The following is a 16,823-nucleotide window of genomic DNA, read 5'->3' on the forward strand; positions in this document are numbered from 1 at the left end:
TACATGACCCTGGAAACCATCGCGCCGCTGAGCGATGATCCCGCCGTCAGCTTGCCTATCATGGCAACCTGATCGATCCGGCCCAGCCGGAGAGCGCGGTGATCAGCGCCCCGCAGTTACACCACGTGGTGGGACACGATCCTGGTCAAAGGCTTCCCCGCCACGAAATTTGCTCTCAGGTGACAGGTGGTAACCGGCCAACGCCTCCGCGTAGGTCTGCAATCCTTCGGCCGCGATCGGTTCGCCCGTCACCCGATCAAAAGCCTTGCGAACGGCAAGCTCCGGCGTGCGATCAAAGGGGGCGATGGGGTGCTGCGATTTGGTGGCCGCCCTTCGACCAGTGTGCAAGGCGTACAAGAACCCGAATGGCTTCACCTGGTCAGGGTAGCGGCTCAGGCGCTCGCGAGAGACCTGTTGACCGGCCGCCGCGGCCTTGAGCGGCTCGCCACCCAATCAATTCAGGATTGGCGCCGCAGTTCGCCGATGGAACGCAGCTCGCCGTTGGGAGCACGGTACTTCCAATTGCCGTTCCAAACGTTTTCGGCACCGGCCGCGATCGAGGCGTTCAGCTGGTTGAGCGTTGCGTAGGACTGGCTGTTGTCGCTGCGCAGCCAGACGCCGGCCGTCGCCCTGGCCGAGTATTCCCGTCGCTTATAGGTCCGAAGAATCTCGAACCCCTCCGGAAAGTGGACGTCATTCCGCACGTCATGGACACCGCCGCCTGCCACTAGGGCTGATGCGGAATGAGGGGCCGCCGTTTCGTCACACCCGAAGACACCGCGGAGAATCGCGTCCTCGGTCTCCTGGCCTGACTGGCGGCGCGCCCAGATGGCGGCGAAGACTTCCGTGGAAACTGAAATGGTCCTGGACATGCGCGCTTTCTCCTTCTGCGGAGAATTGCGCATATAGCACTATTTGCTGTCAAATAGTTTTCTTAAGGTTCTTGTGGGCGCGCCGGGGAGGCATGGGACCAAAAAGGATGAGCCCCATTTCCGATAACACCCAATAGCAGAGTTTTGGACCGTTCCCGCGCTACGGGGGTCTGGCGATTGGGACACTACCGGCCAGGTCGGCTATGAAAGCTCAATTCGGGGGGGCAAATATGAGATCGGCGCTGACTTTTGGTGCGATTTGCAGTGTCACGATCCTGCTAACGATCACACCCTTTGCCACAGTGGCGGCCGAATATCCGGTCGTGAAGGATGAACTCCACTTAGAGCTATCGCCCGGGGTCGGCGTGGAGACGGAAGCAGAAATCGGTTCGTCTATGATCCAGATGGCCCGCTATCGCGCTGTCACCACCCCAGCGATACGGCTGCTCGAGCCGGTTCGGTCAAAGATCCGCATGGGAGTGACACTTCTGTTGCCCGCGGGCCTTTACAAGTTTGTCGGCCAAGACGGCCGCGGTGAATTCTATCAATCTGTCGACGGCATGCAGGCGATCTCGCTTGGCGTGACGATCCCGCAAGTGGGCGGAGTTTTTGTTCCCGCCGATCGCACCGCGCAGCCAAAGCCGTACTATGACAACATCGTTGGCCACGACATCAGCAAGCATGGGGATCTCAAGACTGGTCCATCCGACCCAATTGTCCAGCACATCGGGGAGGCCAGCCTCCGGCGAGAATTCATCTACTCGGGGGTCTCAAAGGGGACAATCAAGCTATCCTACCGTGAGTTCATCAACGATATGGCGAGGCCGTCCTTCACCCAGGAGCTTACCTACGACCTTGCGGAGGGAGATGAGATCGGCTTTCGCGGCGCACGGTTTCGCGTGTTGAAGGCGACGAACACCTCGATCCGCTACGTCGTTACAAAGCCGCTGATAGAACCCTGACTCTGCCGCTGATCTCCAGCGCGGCTCGCCTGACGAGCTTCCTATTTCCCTGCTGGCAGGGCGTGAAACTTACTCCGCCGACATTCGGCAGTCCAAAGCGGGCGCTCGCATCAGTCCCGCTTCAGGAGCCACCAAGGCGCGTCTCGGCGGTATGCGTAGCCCTGTGATTTCTCCGCATCGAGCGGGTGATCGATGTCGCGCCAGCTATCAATCTTGGCGTCGTTACTCATGAGATTGAGGCGCTCCAGCTTGCGCCGCAGTACTTCGGGCGAAATGTCATCGCGTAGTACCGCGGCATAGCCCTTCGCCCACCGGAGAAATTCCGCGACCACACCTTCAGCCGCGCCGGCTGCCTCTGTATCGACGACAAAGGCTTCGACCTCCAGCGCGCGACGATGACGCTGCACCTGATGTTTGAGGAACGCCAAGCGGTGCTCTTCTAGCTGAACCACCCGTTCCAATTCGCGCCGGCGTTTCTCCACTTCGATCGCCTCCAGGCGCTCGCGTTCCTGACGCTCGCGCCAGACCTTTTCGCTCGCCGCATAGATCGCGAGCGCCTCAATGACCCGATCGATCAACCCCTCAAGCCGCTGCGTTTTCCCATCGGAATATTTGCGGCGCATGCCGTCCTGGCGATAGCCGGCCACAAGGGACAGGGCGAGTTGACCATTCGGGACGCTATCCCACTCCGGAATCTTGGGGCGGTCGTAGTCTGAGAACCAATCGCCGCGGCGAGCGGCCCGCTGTTTTCGCTCTTCGTGCTTCCGCAGCACCTCGGCTTCAGCCTCGGTGACCTGGTGTCGAACGCGATCGGTCTGTTCGGTGATTTCGAAGTGGATCGGCTCCCCATCTGGTACGAGCGCAATCGCCTTCTCGTCGCTCTTCGCCGTCCAGCCCTTCGCCTCGCAGGCCGTGAGAAGCTGGGTCAGCAAACGGCAGACCCGATCGGCTTGGGCTGGCGACGCGGTCACCGTAAAAAGGCCCTTACCGCTAAGGCGGACGAGCCCTGGATCACGGTCGGCGGCCCCAGCCAGCTTGGCATGGGTGCGCACCGCGAGCGGATGGATCTCGGCTTCTGGCACGTCGGCTGGGAGCGGTTCGACGGAGGACTCAGTCGGCATGGTCTTTCGCCGCACAGGCCTTTCAACAGTCGGGCGCTCAGCCCTGACTTGGGCGATGGCCGCTTGCATTTCCGCGGACCGTGGGATCGCTCCGTAGATGCCGACCACTTCGAGTTCGGGGCTCTTGGCCGGTCGAAGCTTCGGCTTGGGAAGGGTCTGTCCGCTCGTGACCTTGGCCCAATACCCTCGTCCTGGCGTCGGGATATCGTGGCGGTCGCAGATCTTTCGCAGCGCCGTGTCGCTGATGCCGAACTCGGCCGCGATCGTTGAGAGCGGTCGTTTCCAGGCGTCTTCGAAGAGTTCAGTCCTCGGGATGTTCGTCACGGTTTGCGCTCGACGGCTAGAGCCTCCTCCGCGGCAATGCGTGAAAGCCGGCTAAGGCTGATCGTCCGCTGCCCGTTCCTCTGCATGCGGCCAGCGGCCTCCCAAGCCGGTGCGCCCTGGCCCTCGTAGAAAACTTCAGCCTTCTGTCCCTGCCTTGCTGCGCCTGAGGGGCGTTGGGTCATCGCGAACTATGAGGCAGGAGATTCGCGCAGACGGCACGCCAGATCTCTGATCCCCCGTGCGACGTCGGTCAGTGCTTCGTCTTGATCATCCCAAGTGGCTACCGCCTTGGCGTCCTTCGGCAAACCGTGGATCGCGCCAAACGGCAGATCAGTCCACATGCAGCTTCTGCCGATCACAGGGACGATCACCGCCGAGCCCTCATCGTGACGCTTTAGCGCGACCTCAAATTCCTTCTCGTAACAATATTCTGAATTGATGAAATCAACAGAAACAAGCAATATGATGATATCAGCAGATTGTAAATTGGCGGATATCTCTTCCCCCCATGTATCACCTGCTTTTATTTTCCTGTCATGCCATTCATCTATTATCCCCAATCTCTTAAGTGGCCCTAGGTGCTTAAGAAGTTGATCTTTGAGTTTTTCGTCTACATGACTATATGAAATGAAGACTTTGATGGACTTTTGTACTTGAGGTGGGACAGCGGCAATAAGCGACACCCCTCCACCGGGACCTGCCTGCGCCGCTTTGATGTTCTTCGTCTTCAGCACAGCTCTGCGGGTCTTTTCGTACCGCTCTGGTTTCCAGCCGAGTTCGGCTCTCAGCGTATTGTTCGACACCGTTATGCCCGGCCCTCCGGCCAGTCGAGCCAAGCGCTCTAGGAAGCGCTCTTCAAAAGTTGCCATTGCCCGATGTTCCCCCGCGACTCGCAGACAGCGTGCGCATCAGCCCGTTACTTTTCAAGGTTGCGCTTGTTCGCAGTGCGTCTTGACGTCAACGACCTGTGGTCATGACCTGCTTCCGTTCCCGCCCTCGCTATACCCCTTCCGCCCCTGCGTCCGAAACTGGCGCATGTTCTGCCCGCCGGGAATTCCGAGGCCGGCGCCTCGAACCCCGACCCGGTCGGAATGGGGCGTGGCGCTTGTCCGGTCATCCCGAAGGCCTCTAGACTTGGCCGGTCGCGTCGCGCCTCGGGGAGTTTTTCATGTCGTCCACCCGGCTCGTCGGCCGCACGCCCCTGACCGCCCGGCGGCTGGCCTATGTGGGCCCCGAGGCCCCCGCGTTCGAAGCCGCCTATGTCGCGCGCAATCCGGCGGCTGAGTTCGTGACCGCCGCCGAAGCCGACTGCCTGGTCCTCGCCGATCTCGACGCCCTCACCCTCCAGGATGTGCGGGCCCATGCGGAGGCCCTGGCGCCCGACGGCTATCTCGTGGCCGGCTCCCGGTCGGGCGACCAGGTCGCCGCCGTCCTGGAGGTCCTGGGCGACGCCTTCCGGATCGCCAAGCTGCAGCTCCTGGTCCCCGGGGACGACCACTTCAACGATCAGGCGTCGCGTCTGTCGCCCGCCAGCCTGCCTCAGGTCACCGACCGGGACCTGCTGCTGGTGGCTCAGAAAAGCCGGGTTGAAGCCGCGCCTGTGGCCGTTCAGATCGTCGCCTTCGCGCCCCGCCTGATGGACATCCGCACCCGGCTGCCCGCCCAGGCTCTGCGCACCGAGCCGGAGCTGATCCTGGGCTATGGGGGGGCGCCCTTCACGTTTCTGGCCCTGGCGCCCGACGCCGCCAAGATCGTGGTGCTGCAGCGCCCGCTCCTGCTCTCCGTCGACGCCTGGCGCGCGGCCACGGCCGACAGCATCAAGCGCCGCTGGCTGGTGGTGCTGGAGATCGATGACCATCCCGCCCTCATGACCGCCGCCGGCGGGCGCAAGCTGACGCCGGCCGAGTGGCTCACCTACGGCTACTGCCACGCCATACAGACCTCCACGGAACGGTTGGCTCGGGCGTTTTCAAAGTACAATCCGACGGTGAAGGTGTTCCCCAACGCGGTCTTCGAGTTGCCGCCCTTCCCCACCGCGCCCGCGCCGCGGCGGGTCTTCTATGGGGCGCTGTCGCGCGGCAAGTTCGCCGCGCGCGTGGCGGCCTCCCTCACCGCGGTCACCGAGGAATTTCCCGAGGTCGAATATGTGGTGGTGGGCGACCGCGCGGTGTTCGACGCCCTGCCGACCGCCAACAAGAGCTTCCACGACTACATGTCCTATGAGGCCTATCTCGACCTGATGGCCACCTGCGCGGTCTCGCTCTCGCCGGTGGAGGGGCGGCTCTATGAGGACACCAAGAGCGACGCCAAGTTCCTCGACGCCGCCGCCCGTGGCGTGGTCACCCTGGCCTCCCCCACCATCTATGCCGAGACCATCGCCCATGGGCGCACCGGCCTGATCGCCCACCGCCTGAAGGACTGGGCGCCACGCCTCGCCGAGGCGCTGCGCGACGAGCCCGCCCGGCAGGCCATGGCCCGGCAAGCCTGGGAATATGTCCGCGACAACCGCATGTTCGCCCACCAGGCGGCCGCCCGCAGCGCCTGGTATCGAGAGCTCTGGGCCCGGCACGATGAACTGACCGCCGGGGTCATCGGCCGGCTGCCGGGTCTCGCCCAGGCCCTGGCCTGAAACGGTTGACTTGGGGCCACCGCGCCCGGCATTTCGGACCCGGCGCAGGAGAGCGACTTGGCGACCTCATCGATCCTCCAGTCGTCTCCGATCGGGGAGGCGACCCGGCCTTCGTCGAGACGAAGACTCGGTGATAGGTGAGGTCGTCTGTTCGCTCCGAGCGGCCCCCGACGTTCGCATGGGGCGGTTGGAACGGTCCATCTAGCTATTCGGTCCGCCGCTCTTGCCTAGCCTCAGCGCCTCGTACCAGCCGCCCGATTTCCGCCCCTCAGCCAACGACCATAGGGATGTAACATGAGCGCCGAGAAAATCGTCCCCTCGTCGACACCCAGCCGCAAGCAGCTCGGCGAAATGGCCTATACGGATTACATCCACGAGTTACTCAAAAAACGGAACGCCAGGAACTATGTAGAGATCGGCGTTCGTGCCGGCGTATGCCTATCGGGCGTTGCGTGCCCAACGATAGGCGTTGATCCTCATTTCATGTTCGATCGCAATCCAGTCGGGCAAAAATCAGTCCTCCATCTCTTTCAGATGACGAGCGACGCCTTTTTCTCAAGATACAATCCTAAACATATACTTGGAGAATCTGTCGACGTTGCGTTCCTAGACGGCCTGCATCAGTTCGAATACCTCCTTCGAGATTTCATCAATATTGAGAAATACTGCGATCGAAACTCGCTCATACTCCTCGACGATTGCCTGCCTCTCAATATTGAGATGACGGAGCGAATTCATCAACCGGCTGGGCGTGTAGACAAAGAAATCTCCGGCTGGTGGACCGGTGACGTTTGGAAGGTTGTCAGCATCTTGCGCGAATTTCGACCGGATCTTCGTATCGTGCCTGTTGATGCGCGCCCAACCGGCAACATCGGCATATCCAATCTCGATCCGGGATCACTCGTTCTTGAGAACCGATACTTCGAGATCATCGACCGTTACCAGGATTTGGTGCTGACGGAGGACCTGTTCGAGTCTTATTGGGCCGCCAACAAGCCGGTTCAGGCGATGGACATCCTAAGCAACTTCGAAATGTCGCGCTTCTTCAAGGTCTAGAAGGCCTCGCGCTCAAGCCCTTCGGATAGGGTAGCAACCAGGATTGTACGATCGTGTGAGTGTTCTCAGGAATGACCGCCTAACGCAGGCAGGTCGAGGCTAGCTGGCCGGATGACCCTTCCTGGCCCCGGGACCTCCTGAGAAAAGCTCGGCTGACACGAAACCCACCGAATTTCGCCATGGCCAAGCTGGTTAAGGTCCTGGTCACCGAGTCACCCGCAACTCCACGTTTTGGCGTTCCCAGTGACAGAGTTTCGATGAGGCCATCTCCTTCCCCCGCCTTCGACCACGGCGCCGCCCTGCGCGTGCCGCCGGCCCATGACGGCCGAAGCTGGACCAAGCTGCTCTACTGGCTGGGGGCCGATGGTCACGCCCTCGACGAGACCGGCCTGGTGCAGGTCTCGACCCCCAACGGCTGGATGGTGGCGCGGCCCGGCGACTGGATCGTGCTGTCGGTGGGAGGCCAGTTCCACGTCGCCCATGCCGGGCCCCGGACGATGGACGCCTGAGGATGCACACCGGCTCCTGCCTCTGCGGCGGCGTCCGGTTCGAGGTGTCCGGGGACCTGCCCGACGTCCAGGCCTGTCACTGCCGCTCCTGCCGCAAGGCCTCCGGAACCGCCTTCGTCGCCGTCCTGCCCATCGCCAAGGCCGACCTGAGGTTCACCGCTGGCACGGACCTGCTGAGTGCGTTTGAGTCCTCGCCGGGCAAGGAGCGGGTGTTCTGCAAGGTCTGCGGTTCGCCGATCCTCAGCCTCGCAGCCGTCCTGCCCGACCGGGTGCGGCTACGCGCCGGAACCGTCGACGGCGACCTGGGGGTGAAGATCGCCTCCCACGCCTTCACCGGCCAGGCGGTGGACTGGTGCGCGGTGGCCGACGACGCCCCCCACCATCTGGGCGCGCGCCCCGCCTAGCTATTTCCCGGTCTTCGGATTGAGCCGCGCCGTCCCGCCGCCTGGCAGACGCACCTCATAGGGGCCAAACCGCGCGTCCGGCTTCAGATAGTCCGTCGAGACGTACTGGGCGCCCGAGGCGAAGGCCGCCGTCTGTCGGGCGCGGTCATTGGCGCGGGCTTCCAGGGTGTCGGCGTCGGCCCGCGTGCGCACGATCAGGCCGCCCGCCAGCGCCGCGTCGATGCGGGCCTTCAACGCCTCCGGCTCGTTCAGGGTCACGTAGCCGGCCGCCGGCCCCTCGTCGGTGTTGATGAACATCGCCCGCCCTTCCAGCGACCTGCGGGCTCCCCGATAGAGGGCGGGCTTGGCGCCGCTTTCGTCCATGGCGAACATCACCTTGCCGCGGGCGGCCTTCAGGCTGGGCCAGCCGCCGGCCTTCACGGCCGCGGCCAGGGTGGCGGCCTTGCCCTGCACCTTGTCGGGCGTGATCAGGGCGCTCTCGGGGAAGACCGAGCGGATGTCGGCGTCGATCTGGTCCATGGCCTTGAGGTCGAAGGGAAGCGCGACCGTCGCGCCGGGCAGCCCGATGCCGCCTTCCTTCAGGTTCATGATCACCAGGATCGGCACATGGTCGGGATGCGCCTTCGACCAGGCGCGGATTTCGGCCAGGCAACCCAGGAAGGTCGGGCAGTTGGAGCGATAGTCGATGTCCTGGACGTGCATCACCTTGAACCCCGGCGCCTTCAGGGGCGTGAAGTCATAGGGCGAGGCCGCCCCGTTCTTGGCCATCCGCATCGCCAGGGGGTCGGCATAGAGGCCGCCCTCCGGATCGTTCAGCAGGTCGATCTCAAGCTGCCGGACGTCGGCGTTGAGCTGATCGGTGAGGGGGGTGTGGGCGTAGTCCAGGGTGGCGGCCAGATCGGCCTTGGCCATCCGCAACAGGGCCATCTCGGCCGGCGCGATGGCCTGCTTGTAGCTGTTGTGGGTGCCAACCACCTGGATGGCGTTCATCGGCAGGGCGTCGACGGCGGCGCGCGTGCAGCCCGGCGCGCCGGACGGACGTTCCAGATCGCAGTTGGCCGCGACCGCGAGACCGGCAGCCAGAAGCAGATCAATCATCGCCGTTTTCCCCACATCGTCCCGCGTCGGCGACACGGCCGCGCCTATCCCCGCCTTGGTGCGGCGATTCCATCCAACCATTGGTCTGCGAAGGATTTTTCAAGACTTGGCGTGCCATGGCTAATTCCCTGGTTACCACGACGACGGCCTCGGGGGGGACATGGACGCGGTCACGGATCAGGTTACGCATACGGTCGCGCCGGTCGCCGGGCAAAATGCCAACGCCGCCTATCGCGCCACCCTGGCCGCCCATAGCCTGGCCATAGCGCCTCGCCTGGCCTTTGCCGCCGCCGCCGCCGCCCTGCTCGCCATCGTCGGCCACCCGGGCCTCGCCCTGGGCCTTGCCGGTGTCGGCGTCGTCATCGCCCTGCTCGTCGGCCGCACGGTGGTTCGCGCACGGACCGATCTGCTGGTGCGTCAGGACGAGAAGAACCGCCTGATCGCGACCCTGACCGAGGCGCGCGACGAGGCCATGCGTCAGGCCGGGGAGGCCGAGGCCGCCCGTGAGGAGGCGCGGCGCGCCAGCCTGGCGAAGTCCACCTTCCTGGCCACCATGAGCCACGAGATCCGCACGCCCATGAACGGCGTCCTGGGCATGGCCCAGCTGCTCCAGCGCTCCGACCTCTCAGGCCTGCAGCGCAGCCAGGTCGACACCCTGATCAAGAGCGGCGAGCTGCTGATGGTGATCCTGGGCGACATCCTGGACCTGTCTAAGATCGACGCCGGTCAGATGGAGATCGCCAAGAGCCCCTGCGACCTCCGGGCCCTGCTGTCGGAAATGGAGACCTTCTGGGCCCCCACCGCCGCCGAGCGTGGCCTGACCCTGGCCGTCGAGATCGACGCCGCGGTGCCGCCCTTCGTGGCCCTGGACCCGCGCCGCATCCGTCAGGTGCTGTTCAACCTGGTGGGCAACGCCCTGAAGTTCACCAAGGAGGGCGCCGTCACCATCACGGTGAGCCGCGACCGCACCACGGGCGGTCTTGCCTTCGCCGTGTCTGACACCGGTGTCGGGATACCGGCGGAGGACCTGCCGCACCTGTTCCAGAAGTTCAGCCAGGGCGACGCCTCCGATGTGCGCCGGTTCGCCGGCGCGGGCCTGGGCCTGGCCATCTGCCGTGAACTCTCCACCCTGATGGGCGGCGAGGTCGCCGTGGAGAGCGAGCTGGGAGTCGGCTCCACCTTCCGGGTCAGCCTGCCGCTCGAGGAGACCGCCGCCCCGGCCGCCGAGGATCTGGCCGCCCAGGCGATCACCGAGGACGAGGCCCCGGCGCTCTCGATCCTCTGCGCCGACGACAACCCCACCAACCTGCTGGTCCTGGAACAGCTGCTGGGCGCCATGGGCTTCCGCATCCGGGTCGCAAACGGCGGCCGCGAGGCCCTGGAGGCGATGACCACGGAGACCTTCGACCTGGTGCTGATGGACATCCAGATGCCGGAGATGACCGGCATAGACGTCCTGCAGGCGTTGCGCGCCCAGGCTGGCCCGAACCGCCAGACCCCGCTGATCGCCGTCACAGCCGACGCCATGACCCTCGGCGCCGACCGCTATCGCGATCTTGGCTTCGCCGGCCTGGTCACCAAGCCGGTCCAGGTCCAGAGCCTGGTCTCGGCCATGATGGCCGCCGTCGCCAACCCCGACGAGGACGCCGCCGAGCTGGCCGCCACGGCCTAGATCTCGACGCTGATCTCCAGCGGGGTCGCGGGCAGCCGGCCCGCGGCGATGTCCGGCAGCAGCTCCCGCAGGCGTTCCGGATAGATCATCTCCTCCACGGCGGCGATCTCCTCGGGGCTCCACCACCGCATGTCGTCCATCAGCACCACCTCGTGCGGCTCCCAGGCCGCGCGGCTGGGGTCGCCGCCAGGACAGCGGGCGATGAAATAGCTCTCCTTCAGGATCACGGTCTCACTGTCGGCCAGGGTGAAGACGCTGCTCCGCTCCCAGACGATGGGCCCCAACTCCACGGCGGTGAACCCGGTCTCCTCGGCGACCTCGCGCAGGGCGCCGGCCTCCAGGCTCTCGCCGGGCTCGACCCCGCCGCCGACCGTGAACCAGAAGCTCAGCTCAGCGGTCGGCGTGGCGCGTCCGCGCACAAGAAGCAGACGCCCCTGCGGATCGAACAACAGAACCCGGGCCGTCAGACGCTCACGCACGAGGCGACAGGCTCCGCTCAAAGGACTTGATCGCCGCGCAGCGCGCCCACGCAGGTGTTGATTCAGAAACCACGCCCCGCGAGATATGCCGCCACTGTCCGGTATCAGACAAAATACTATCCCCGAAATGCTGCGCCAGAAGGCCGCAGCTTAGAACCAGGCCAAGAACGCAGTTTTCACAAGGCGTTAAGCCGCGCGGGCCCAGAATTTTCCCTGATCATAGGGACCAGCGCCTTGGCTGTCGCATCACACAGATTACTCGGCTTCGCATTCGCCAACGCCGACCTTCTTCTGGAGATCGCCGCGGACGGTCAGATCGCCTTTGCGATCGGGGCAAGCGAAGCCCTGTCCGGATCCCGCGAAACCGCCCTGGTGGGACGCAGCTGGCGCGACTTCATCGACACTCGGGACTGCGCCATGGTCCAGGCCCTGATCGACGGCCTGACCGACGGCAAGCGCGGCGGCCCTCTGGTGGTCACCCTGGCCGGAACCGGCGGTGTCGAGCGCGCCGCCGCGATGTCGGTGTTCCGCCTGCCCGGCAACGACGGCGCGATTTCCTGCACCTTCAGCCGCGCGGCTCCCGGCGCCAGCCACGGCCTGCATGACAAGGCGGGCCTCGAGGCCGTCACGGCGGCCCTGTTCGAAACCAGCAAGGCGACGGGCCTGGAGCTGGAACTGGCCTTCATCGAAATGGGCGGCCTCACCTCCCTGCGCAAAGTTCTGGGGCCCGAGGCGGCCAAGGACATCGAACTGCGCCTGGCCGGCGCCCTGCGCGCCCAGTCTCATGGCGGCGGCGCGGCGGCCGATCTCGGCGGCGATCGCTATGCCCTGGTGCGCCATCAAGGCGAGAGCGGCGAGGCCCTGGCCCAGCGCCTGCTGCACCTGCTGGCCATCGATCCCGCCCACGGCGTCGAGGCCATGGCCAAGACCCTGTCGCTGAAGGGCGACGCGTCCCCGGCCCAACTGCTGCGCGCCATCCGCTATTCCCTCGACAACTTCATCAAGGACGGCCTCGACGCCGGAGCCCCGGCGTCGCTCAACGAGGCGGTCAGCCGCTCGGTGCGCCGCACCCTGGTGGAGGTCGGCGCCCTGGGCCAGGCCGTCGCCGACCGCGCCTTCCGCCTTGTTTACCAGCCGGTGGTGGACCTGAAGAAGTCCTGCGCGGTTCACCACCACGAGGTCCTGGTCCGCTTCGGCGACAACGCCAGCCCCTTCCCCATGATCCGCATGGCCGAAGAACTGGACCTGATCGAACCCCTCGACCTGGCCGTGGTGGAACGCACCATCGCCAAGCTGGTGGAGAATCCCAACCTCAGCCTCGCCGCCAATATCTCCGGCCGCACCATCACCAGCCCGGCCTTTGTCGAGGCGGTCCGCACCCTGCTGGCCGCCAATCCCAAGGCGAACGGCCGCCTGTTGTTCGAACTGACCGAAAGCGCCGCCATCGAGGATCTGGCCCTCGCCGACCGTCATCTCCAGGCTCTGCGCGCGCAGGGCATCCTGATCTGCCTGGACGACTTCGGCGCGGGTGCCGCGTCGCTGGCCTACCTGCAGCAACTCTCGCTGGACATCGTGAAGATCGACGGCCGCTACATCCGCGAGCTGCAGCACGGTGGCCGGGAGTCCACATTCATCCGTCACCTGGTGACCATGTGCGGCGAACTCGGCGTCCGCACCCTGGCCGAGATGGTGGAGACGCCCCAGGCTGAGGAAGCCGTCCGCCGCGCCGGCGTCGACTACGCCCAGGGATGGCTCTACGGCGCGCCCATGGACACGCCCTTGATGACCGCCACCCTGGCCAACGCCACCCCCAACCCCAAGCCGGCCGCCCGTCGCGTCGGCTCGGTGGACAGCTGGGGCTAGGCGCCGGCCGCCCGAGCCCCGAGGCGTTCTGCGGGCGGCGATCTCCGCCACCAGCCGCTGATGGGCCCCGCAGACACTTGGAAGGCCCGGGGGACTATCCCTGCGCCGCCAGCCACTCCGCCATGTGGCGCTCCAGCACGATCATCGGCATGGACCCCGAGAGCAGGGCCGCGTCGTGATAGGCCTTGAGATTGAATTTGGGGCCCAGCTTGGCCTTGGCGCCGTCGCGGATCGCCATCCAGCGGGTATGGCCGACCTTGTAGCTGCAGGCCTGGCCGGGCGCGACGCAGTAGCGTTCCACCTCCCGCTGGGCGCGGCTCTTCGGATAGCCGGTGACGGCGACCATGTAGTCGGTCGCCTTCTCGCGGCTCCAGCCCTTGGAATGCAGTCCAGTGTCGATCACCAGCCGTGAGGCGCGGAACAGCAGGGATTGCAGGAAGCCCGCCTCCCCCAAAGGATCGCCCTTGTAGGAGCCGGTCTCCGCCGCCAGTTGCTCGGCATAGAGCGCCCAGCCCTCGGAGAAGGCCGAGAAGCTGCCGCCCGTCCGCCGGATGATCGGGATGCGGGTGCTCTCCTGGGCCAGCGCGATCTGCAGGTGATGGCCGGGCGCCGTCTCGTGATAGACCAGGGTCGGTAGGTTATATTTCGGCCATTCGTGGGTGTCCTTCAGGTTGATGAAGAACGCCGCGGGCCGCGAGCCGTCCAGGGCCGCGCTCTGATAGTAACCGTTGGAAGCCCCGTCCTGGATGAAGGCCGGCACTCGCTTCACCTCCACCTTGGCCTTGGGCAGGGTGTCGAAGGCCAGCGGCAGGGTCTTGTAGACCTCGACGATCTGCACATTCAGCGCCGCGATCAGCTCGGCCCGGCCGGCATCGGTGTTGGCGTAGAGCTGGCTGGGATCGTTGTTCAGGCCGTTGAGGCGCTCGGCCACCGTGCCCTTTGTCATGCCCTGGCTTTTCAGGATGGTGTCCAGCCGGGCGGTGATGTCGGCCACCTGGTCGAGCCCCAGCTGATGGATTTCCTGCGGCGTCATGGTCGTGGTCGTGGAGGCTTCGCAGGCGTCGGCGTAGTAGGCCTCGGCGTTCTTCAGCCGACCGACGCCGGCCTCCGAGGTGGCGATGGCGCGGTTGGCCTGGACGGCGGCGATCTGGCGGTCGAGGGCGGGATAGATCTGCTCGGCGACGATCCTTGCGGCGGGCGTCGCGTAGTCGGCGGTGAGGCCCGCGGCCTTGGCCTTGGCGGCGAGCGAGGCCACCAGAACGGTCTTCTCCGGCGGCTGATCGCGCAGCGCCCTGAGCTGGGCCAGGGTCAGGTCGCAGATGAAGTCCGGCGGCACGACCCCGGCGGCCACGTCGGCCTTCATGCGCTCCAGGTCCTGGTCCAGCACCTTGCCGAAGGCCTGCAGGCGCGAGATCCAGGCGTCGGCGTCTGCGGTGGTCGCCACCCGGTGCTGGTTATCCAGGAAGTCGGGGATGTCCTGATAGGCGCCGTTCTGCTGGCTGATCACATAGGGCGAAAACCGGCCGCCCACCGCGCCGAACCTGTAGGCCTCGCCGTTCGAGACGGCGTGACTGTTCTGGTAGAGCACCACGTCGAGGTCGACCTTCGAGGCCGGCGACAAGGCCTTGCGGTCGATGGCGTTCAGCGCCGCAACCCGGGTTTTCACCTTGGCCAGCCGCGCCTCGCGGGCCTGCGCCGACCGCTCGTCGAGCTGGCTCTTCAGCGCCGCCCGCGCGCCCTTGTCGAGGCCAAGTCCGGTGGCCCGCTCCGGGCTGTCATCCACCTGATCTTCGAAGATCTTGTCCAGCAGGGTCCTGAGCTTGGCGTCCTCCGAACCCTGGGCCAGGGCGGGCGCCGCAGTCATCAGGGCTGCGCCGGCGGTGGTGGCGAGGAAGCTGCGGCGATCGAGAAGGGTCATGGGAGCCTCTAGGCCTTGTTGGCGGCGATGTAGGTGTCGATCACGGCTTCCAGCACCGTCAGGGGCATGGCGCCCGACAGCAGGCCCGCGTCGTGGAACTTGCGGATATCGAACCGCGGGCCGAGCGCGGCCTGCGCCTTCTCCCGCAGGCGCAGCCAGGTGAGCTTGCCCACCATGTAGCTGCAGGCCTGGCCCGGCCACACGGAATACCGCTCGATCTCGGTGGTGGCCGCGCTGGTGGGGGAGCCGTCGATCGAGGTCATGGTCTCGATGGCCTTCTCGCGGCTCCAGCCCATGGCGTGCATCCCGGTGTCCACCACCAGTCGGCCCGAGCGGAACAGCGAGGACTGCAGGTAGCCGATCTCGGCGATGGGATCGTCGGCATAGACCCCCATCTCCTGGGCCAGCTTCTCGGCATAGAGCGCCCAGCCTTCGCCATAGGCCGACAGGAAGCTCGCCCGCCGCAGCATGGGCAGGTCGGCCTCCTGCTGCAGGGTGAGCTGCAGGTGGTGGCCCGGAAGCCCCTCATGATAGGTGAGCGTCGGCAGGCTCCAGGTCGGATATTCGGCGGTGTCGCGCAGGTTGATCCAGTAGATGCCGGGCCGCGAGCCATCCAGGGTCGCCTGGTTGTAGTAGCCGCCGGGCGCCCCGGCCTCGATGAACTTGGGCACCCGCTTGATGTCCAGGGGCGCCTTGGGCAGCGTCCCGAAGTACTCCGGCAGCCGCTTGGCCATCGCCTGGACCTGCAGGTTGAGGTCGGCGATCAGCTTCTCCTTGCCCACGTCGGTGTTGGGATAGTGGTACTTTCTGTCTTTGTAGAGCGCCTGGATCCGCGCGCCGACGCTGCCCTTGCTGTAGCCCTGCGCCTTCAGGATGGTGTCGGCGCGCGCCGACAGCTCCCTGGCCTGCTCAAGGCCGATCTGGTGAATTTCGGCGGCCGAGAGCGTGGTGGTGGTGGAGTTGCGAAGCGCCAGCGCGTAGTAGGCCTCGCCATCGGGCCGCCCGCCGATGCCGGCGTCGTGCGTCGCCCTGGGTCGGATTTCCTTCATGAGGGCGATCTGCCGCTCCAGCGCGGGGCGCACCTTCTCCAGGTAGATCTTCGAGGCGTAGGCGCCGTAGTCGCCGGCGATCTGCTTGTCCTTCACCTTGGTCTCCAGCTGGGTCACCAGCGGGGACCTGTCGGGCGAGGTGCGCAGGTTGTTCATCTGCACCAGGGCGCCATCGATGGCGAAGTCCGGCGGGATCATGCCCAGCGCCACGTCGTGTCGGGTCCGCTCGGTCTCCTGGTCCATCTGGGTGGCGTAGGCCTCCAGCCGCGACAGATAGGCGTCGGCGTCACCCTTGGTCTCGATGACGTGCTGGTTGCCCAGGAAGTCCGGGGTGGAGCGATAGGAACCGTTCAGCTGCGACAGCACGTAAGGCTGCCCCGCGCCCTCCGGGCCGTACTTGAAGCGCTTGTTGGCCTCGTCGGTATTGGCCAGGCCGAAGATCACCGAGTCGTAGTTGATGGCGCTCATGCCGGTCAGCTGCGAGCGGTCGATGGCCTTCATCCGGGCCAGCTGGTCGGCGGTGCGGGCGCGGTCCTTCTCCAGGTCGGCGATGGAGGCGTCCGACAGGCGGCGCTTGGCGTCGGCCCGCGCGCCCTTGTCGAGGCCGAGCTGGGTCACGAGTTCCGGCGCGTCGTCCAGCAGCTCCTCGAAGAGCGCGTCCAGCAGCTTGGCGAGCTGCGCGTTGGCGTTGGGTCCTGCCGGTGGCAGCGGGGCCGGCGCGGGCGGCAGGGTCGCGGGGCGGGCGGTGGCGCATCCCGCCAGGGCCAGGGTGGCGCCGGCGGTGGATAGAAGTTGGCGGCGGCTGAGCATCGCGCCCTCCCCGGGAGTTGTTACAATTGTTACGCGGACCCTAGGAGGCCCGCCCGG

General features: G+C 65.8%; 14 protein-coding genes. 7 read left to right on the forward strand and 7 right to left on the reverse strand.

Translation table 11 applies throughout. The features are described from left to right. Nucleotides 1-458: 458 nt before the first annotated feature. A complete protein-coding gene (locus Q7J39_RS01310; protein ID WP_304819609.1) occupies nucleotides 459-872 on the reverse strand; it encodes a hypothetical protein in 414 nt (137 codons plus the stop codon). A gap of 230 nt (nucleotides 873-1,102) precedes the next feature. Between Q7J39_RS01310 and Q7J39_RS01315 the strand changes: the two genes are divergently transcribed. Continuing rightward, nucleotides 1,103-1,834 carry a hypothetical protein gene (locus tag Q7J39_RS01315; RefSeq protein WP_304819611.1) on the forward strand — a complete coding sequence of 244 codons (732 nt, stop codon included), beginning with the start codon at nucleotides 1,103-1,105 and terminating at the stop codon, nucleotides 1,832-1,834. 110 nt (nucleotides 1,835-1,944) lie between these two features. Here Q7J39_RS01315 and Q7J39_RS01320 read toward each other — a convergent pair whose 3' ends face one another. Both Q7J39_RS01320 and Q7J39_RS01325 read right to left on the reverse strand, forming a co-directional pair. Beyond that, nucleotides 1,945-3,279, reverse strand: coding sequence for a hypothetical protein (locus Q7J39_RS01320; protein WP_304819613.1), 1,335 nt, complete (start codon nucleotides 3,277-3,279; stop codon nucleotides 1,945-1,947). A gap of 188 nt (nucleotides 3,280-3,467) precedes the next feature. Continuing rightward, the gene (locus tag Q7J39_RS01325) at nucleotides 3,468-4,148 is read right to left on the reverse strand and encodes a toll/interleukin-1 receptor domain-containing protein (protein ID WP_304819615.1); all 681 of its coding nucleotides are present in this window, start codon (nucleotides 4,146-4,148) and stop codon (nucleotides 3,468-3,470) included. Between the two features lie 299 nt (nucleotides 4,149-4,447). Between Q7J39_RS01325 and Q7J39_RS01330 the strand changes: the two genes are divergently transcribed. From Q7J39_RS01330 to Q7J39_RS01345, 4 genes are all read left to right on the forward strand, one after another. Further along, the gene (locus tag Q7J39_RS01330) at nucleotides 4,448-5,908 is read left to right on the forward strand and encodes a glycosyltransferase (RefSeq protein WP_304819617.1); all 1,461 of its coding nucleotides are present in this window, start codon (nucleotides 4,448-4,450) and stop codon (nucleotides 5,906-5,908) included. 294 nt (nucleotides 5,909-6,202) lie between these two features. Beyond that, entirely contained in the window at nucleotides 6,203-6,964 is a 762-nt protein-coding gene (locus tag Q7J39_RS01335) for a class I SAM-dependent methyltransferase (protein ID WP_304819619.1), read from the forward strand. 257 nt (nucleotides 6,965-7,221) lie between these two features. After that, the gene (locus Q7J39_RS01340) at nucleotides 7,222-7,473 is read left to right on the forward strand and encodes a hypothetical protein (protein ID WP_304819621.1); all 252 of its coding nucleotides are present in this window, start codon (nucleotides 7,222-7,224) and stop codon (nucleotides 7,471-7,473) included. Between the two features lie 2 nt (nucleotides 7,474-7,475). Beyond that, nucleotides 7,476-7,877: a GFA family protein gene (locus tag Q7J39_RS01345; protein WP_304819623.1), complete on the forward strand. Its 402-nt coding sequence runs from the start codon at nucleotides 7,476-7,478 to the stop codon at nucleotides 7,875-7,877. Here Q7J39_RS01345 and Q7J39_RS01350 read toward each other — a convergent pair whose 3' ends face one another. Next, the gene (locus Q7J39_RS01350; protein ID WP_304819626.1) at nucleotides 7,878-8,975 is read right to left on the reverse strand and encodes a phosphatidylinositol-specific phospholipase C1-like protein; all 1,098 of its coding nucleotides are present in this window, start codon (nucleotides 8,973-8,975) and stop codon (nucleotides 7,878-7,880) included. Between the two features lie 160 nt (nucleotides 8,976-9,135). Here Q7J39_RS01350 and Q7J39_RS01355 point away from each other — a divergent pair, with 160 nt between their 5' ends. Further along, nucleotides 9,136-10,647, forward strand: a complete 1,512-nt coding sequence (locus Q7J39_RS01355) for an ATP-binding protein (RefSeq protein WP_304819628.1) — start codon at nucleotides 9,136-9,138, stop codon at nucleotides 10,645-10,647. Here the strand turns inward: Q7J39_RS01355 and Q7J39_RS01360 are convergent. Further along, entirely contained in the window at nucleotides 10,644-11,126 is a 483-nt protein-coding gene (locus tag Q7J39_RS01360; RefSeq protein ID WP_304819630.1) for an NUDIX hydrolase, read from the reverse strand. The two genes, Q7J39_RS01355 and Q7J39_RS01360, sit on opposite strands and share 4 nt — an antisense overlap. A 234-nt stretch (nucleotides 11,127-11,360) precedes the next feature. Here Q7J39_RS01360 and Q7J39_RS01365 point away from each other — a divergent pair, with 234 nt between their 5' ends. Then, complete coding sequence (locus Q7J39_RS01365; protein ID WP_304819632.1) at nucleotides 11,361-12,989, forward strand: EAL domain-containing protein; 1,629 nt, start codon at nucleotides 11,361-11,363, stop codon at nucleotides 12,987-12,989. Between the two features lie 94 nt (nucleotides 12,990-13,083). Here Q7J39_RS01365 and Q7J39_RS01370 read toward each other — a convergent pair whose 3' ends face one another. Next, entirely contained in the window at nucleotides 13,084-14,907 is a 1,824-nt protein-coding gene (locus Q7J39_RS01370) for a DUF885 family protein (RefSeq protein ID WP_304819634.1), read from the reverse strand. An 8-nt stretch (nucleotides 14,908-14,915) separates the two neighbouring features. Further along, a complete protein-coding gene (locus Q7J39_RS01375; protein WP_304819636.1) occupies nucleotides 14,916-16,766 on the reverse strand; it encodes a DUF885 family protein in 1,851 nt (616 codons plus the stop codon). Nucleotides 16,767-16,823 lie beyond the last annotated feature (57 nt).

The organism is Phenylobacterium sp. (genome assembly GCF_030651185.1).
GTDB lineage: Bacteria > Pseudomonadota > Alphaproteobacteria > Caulobacterales > Caulobacteraceae > Phenylobacterium.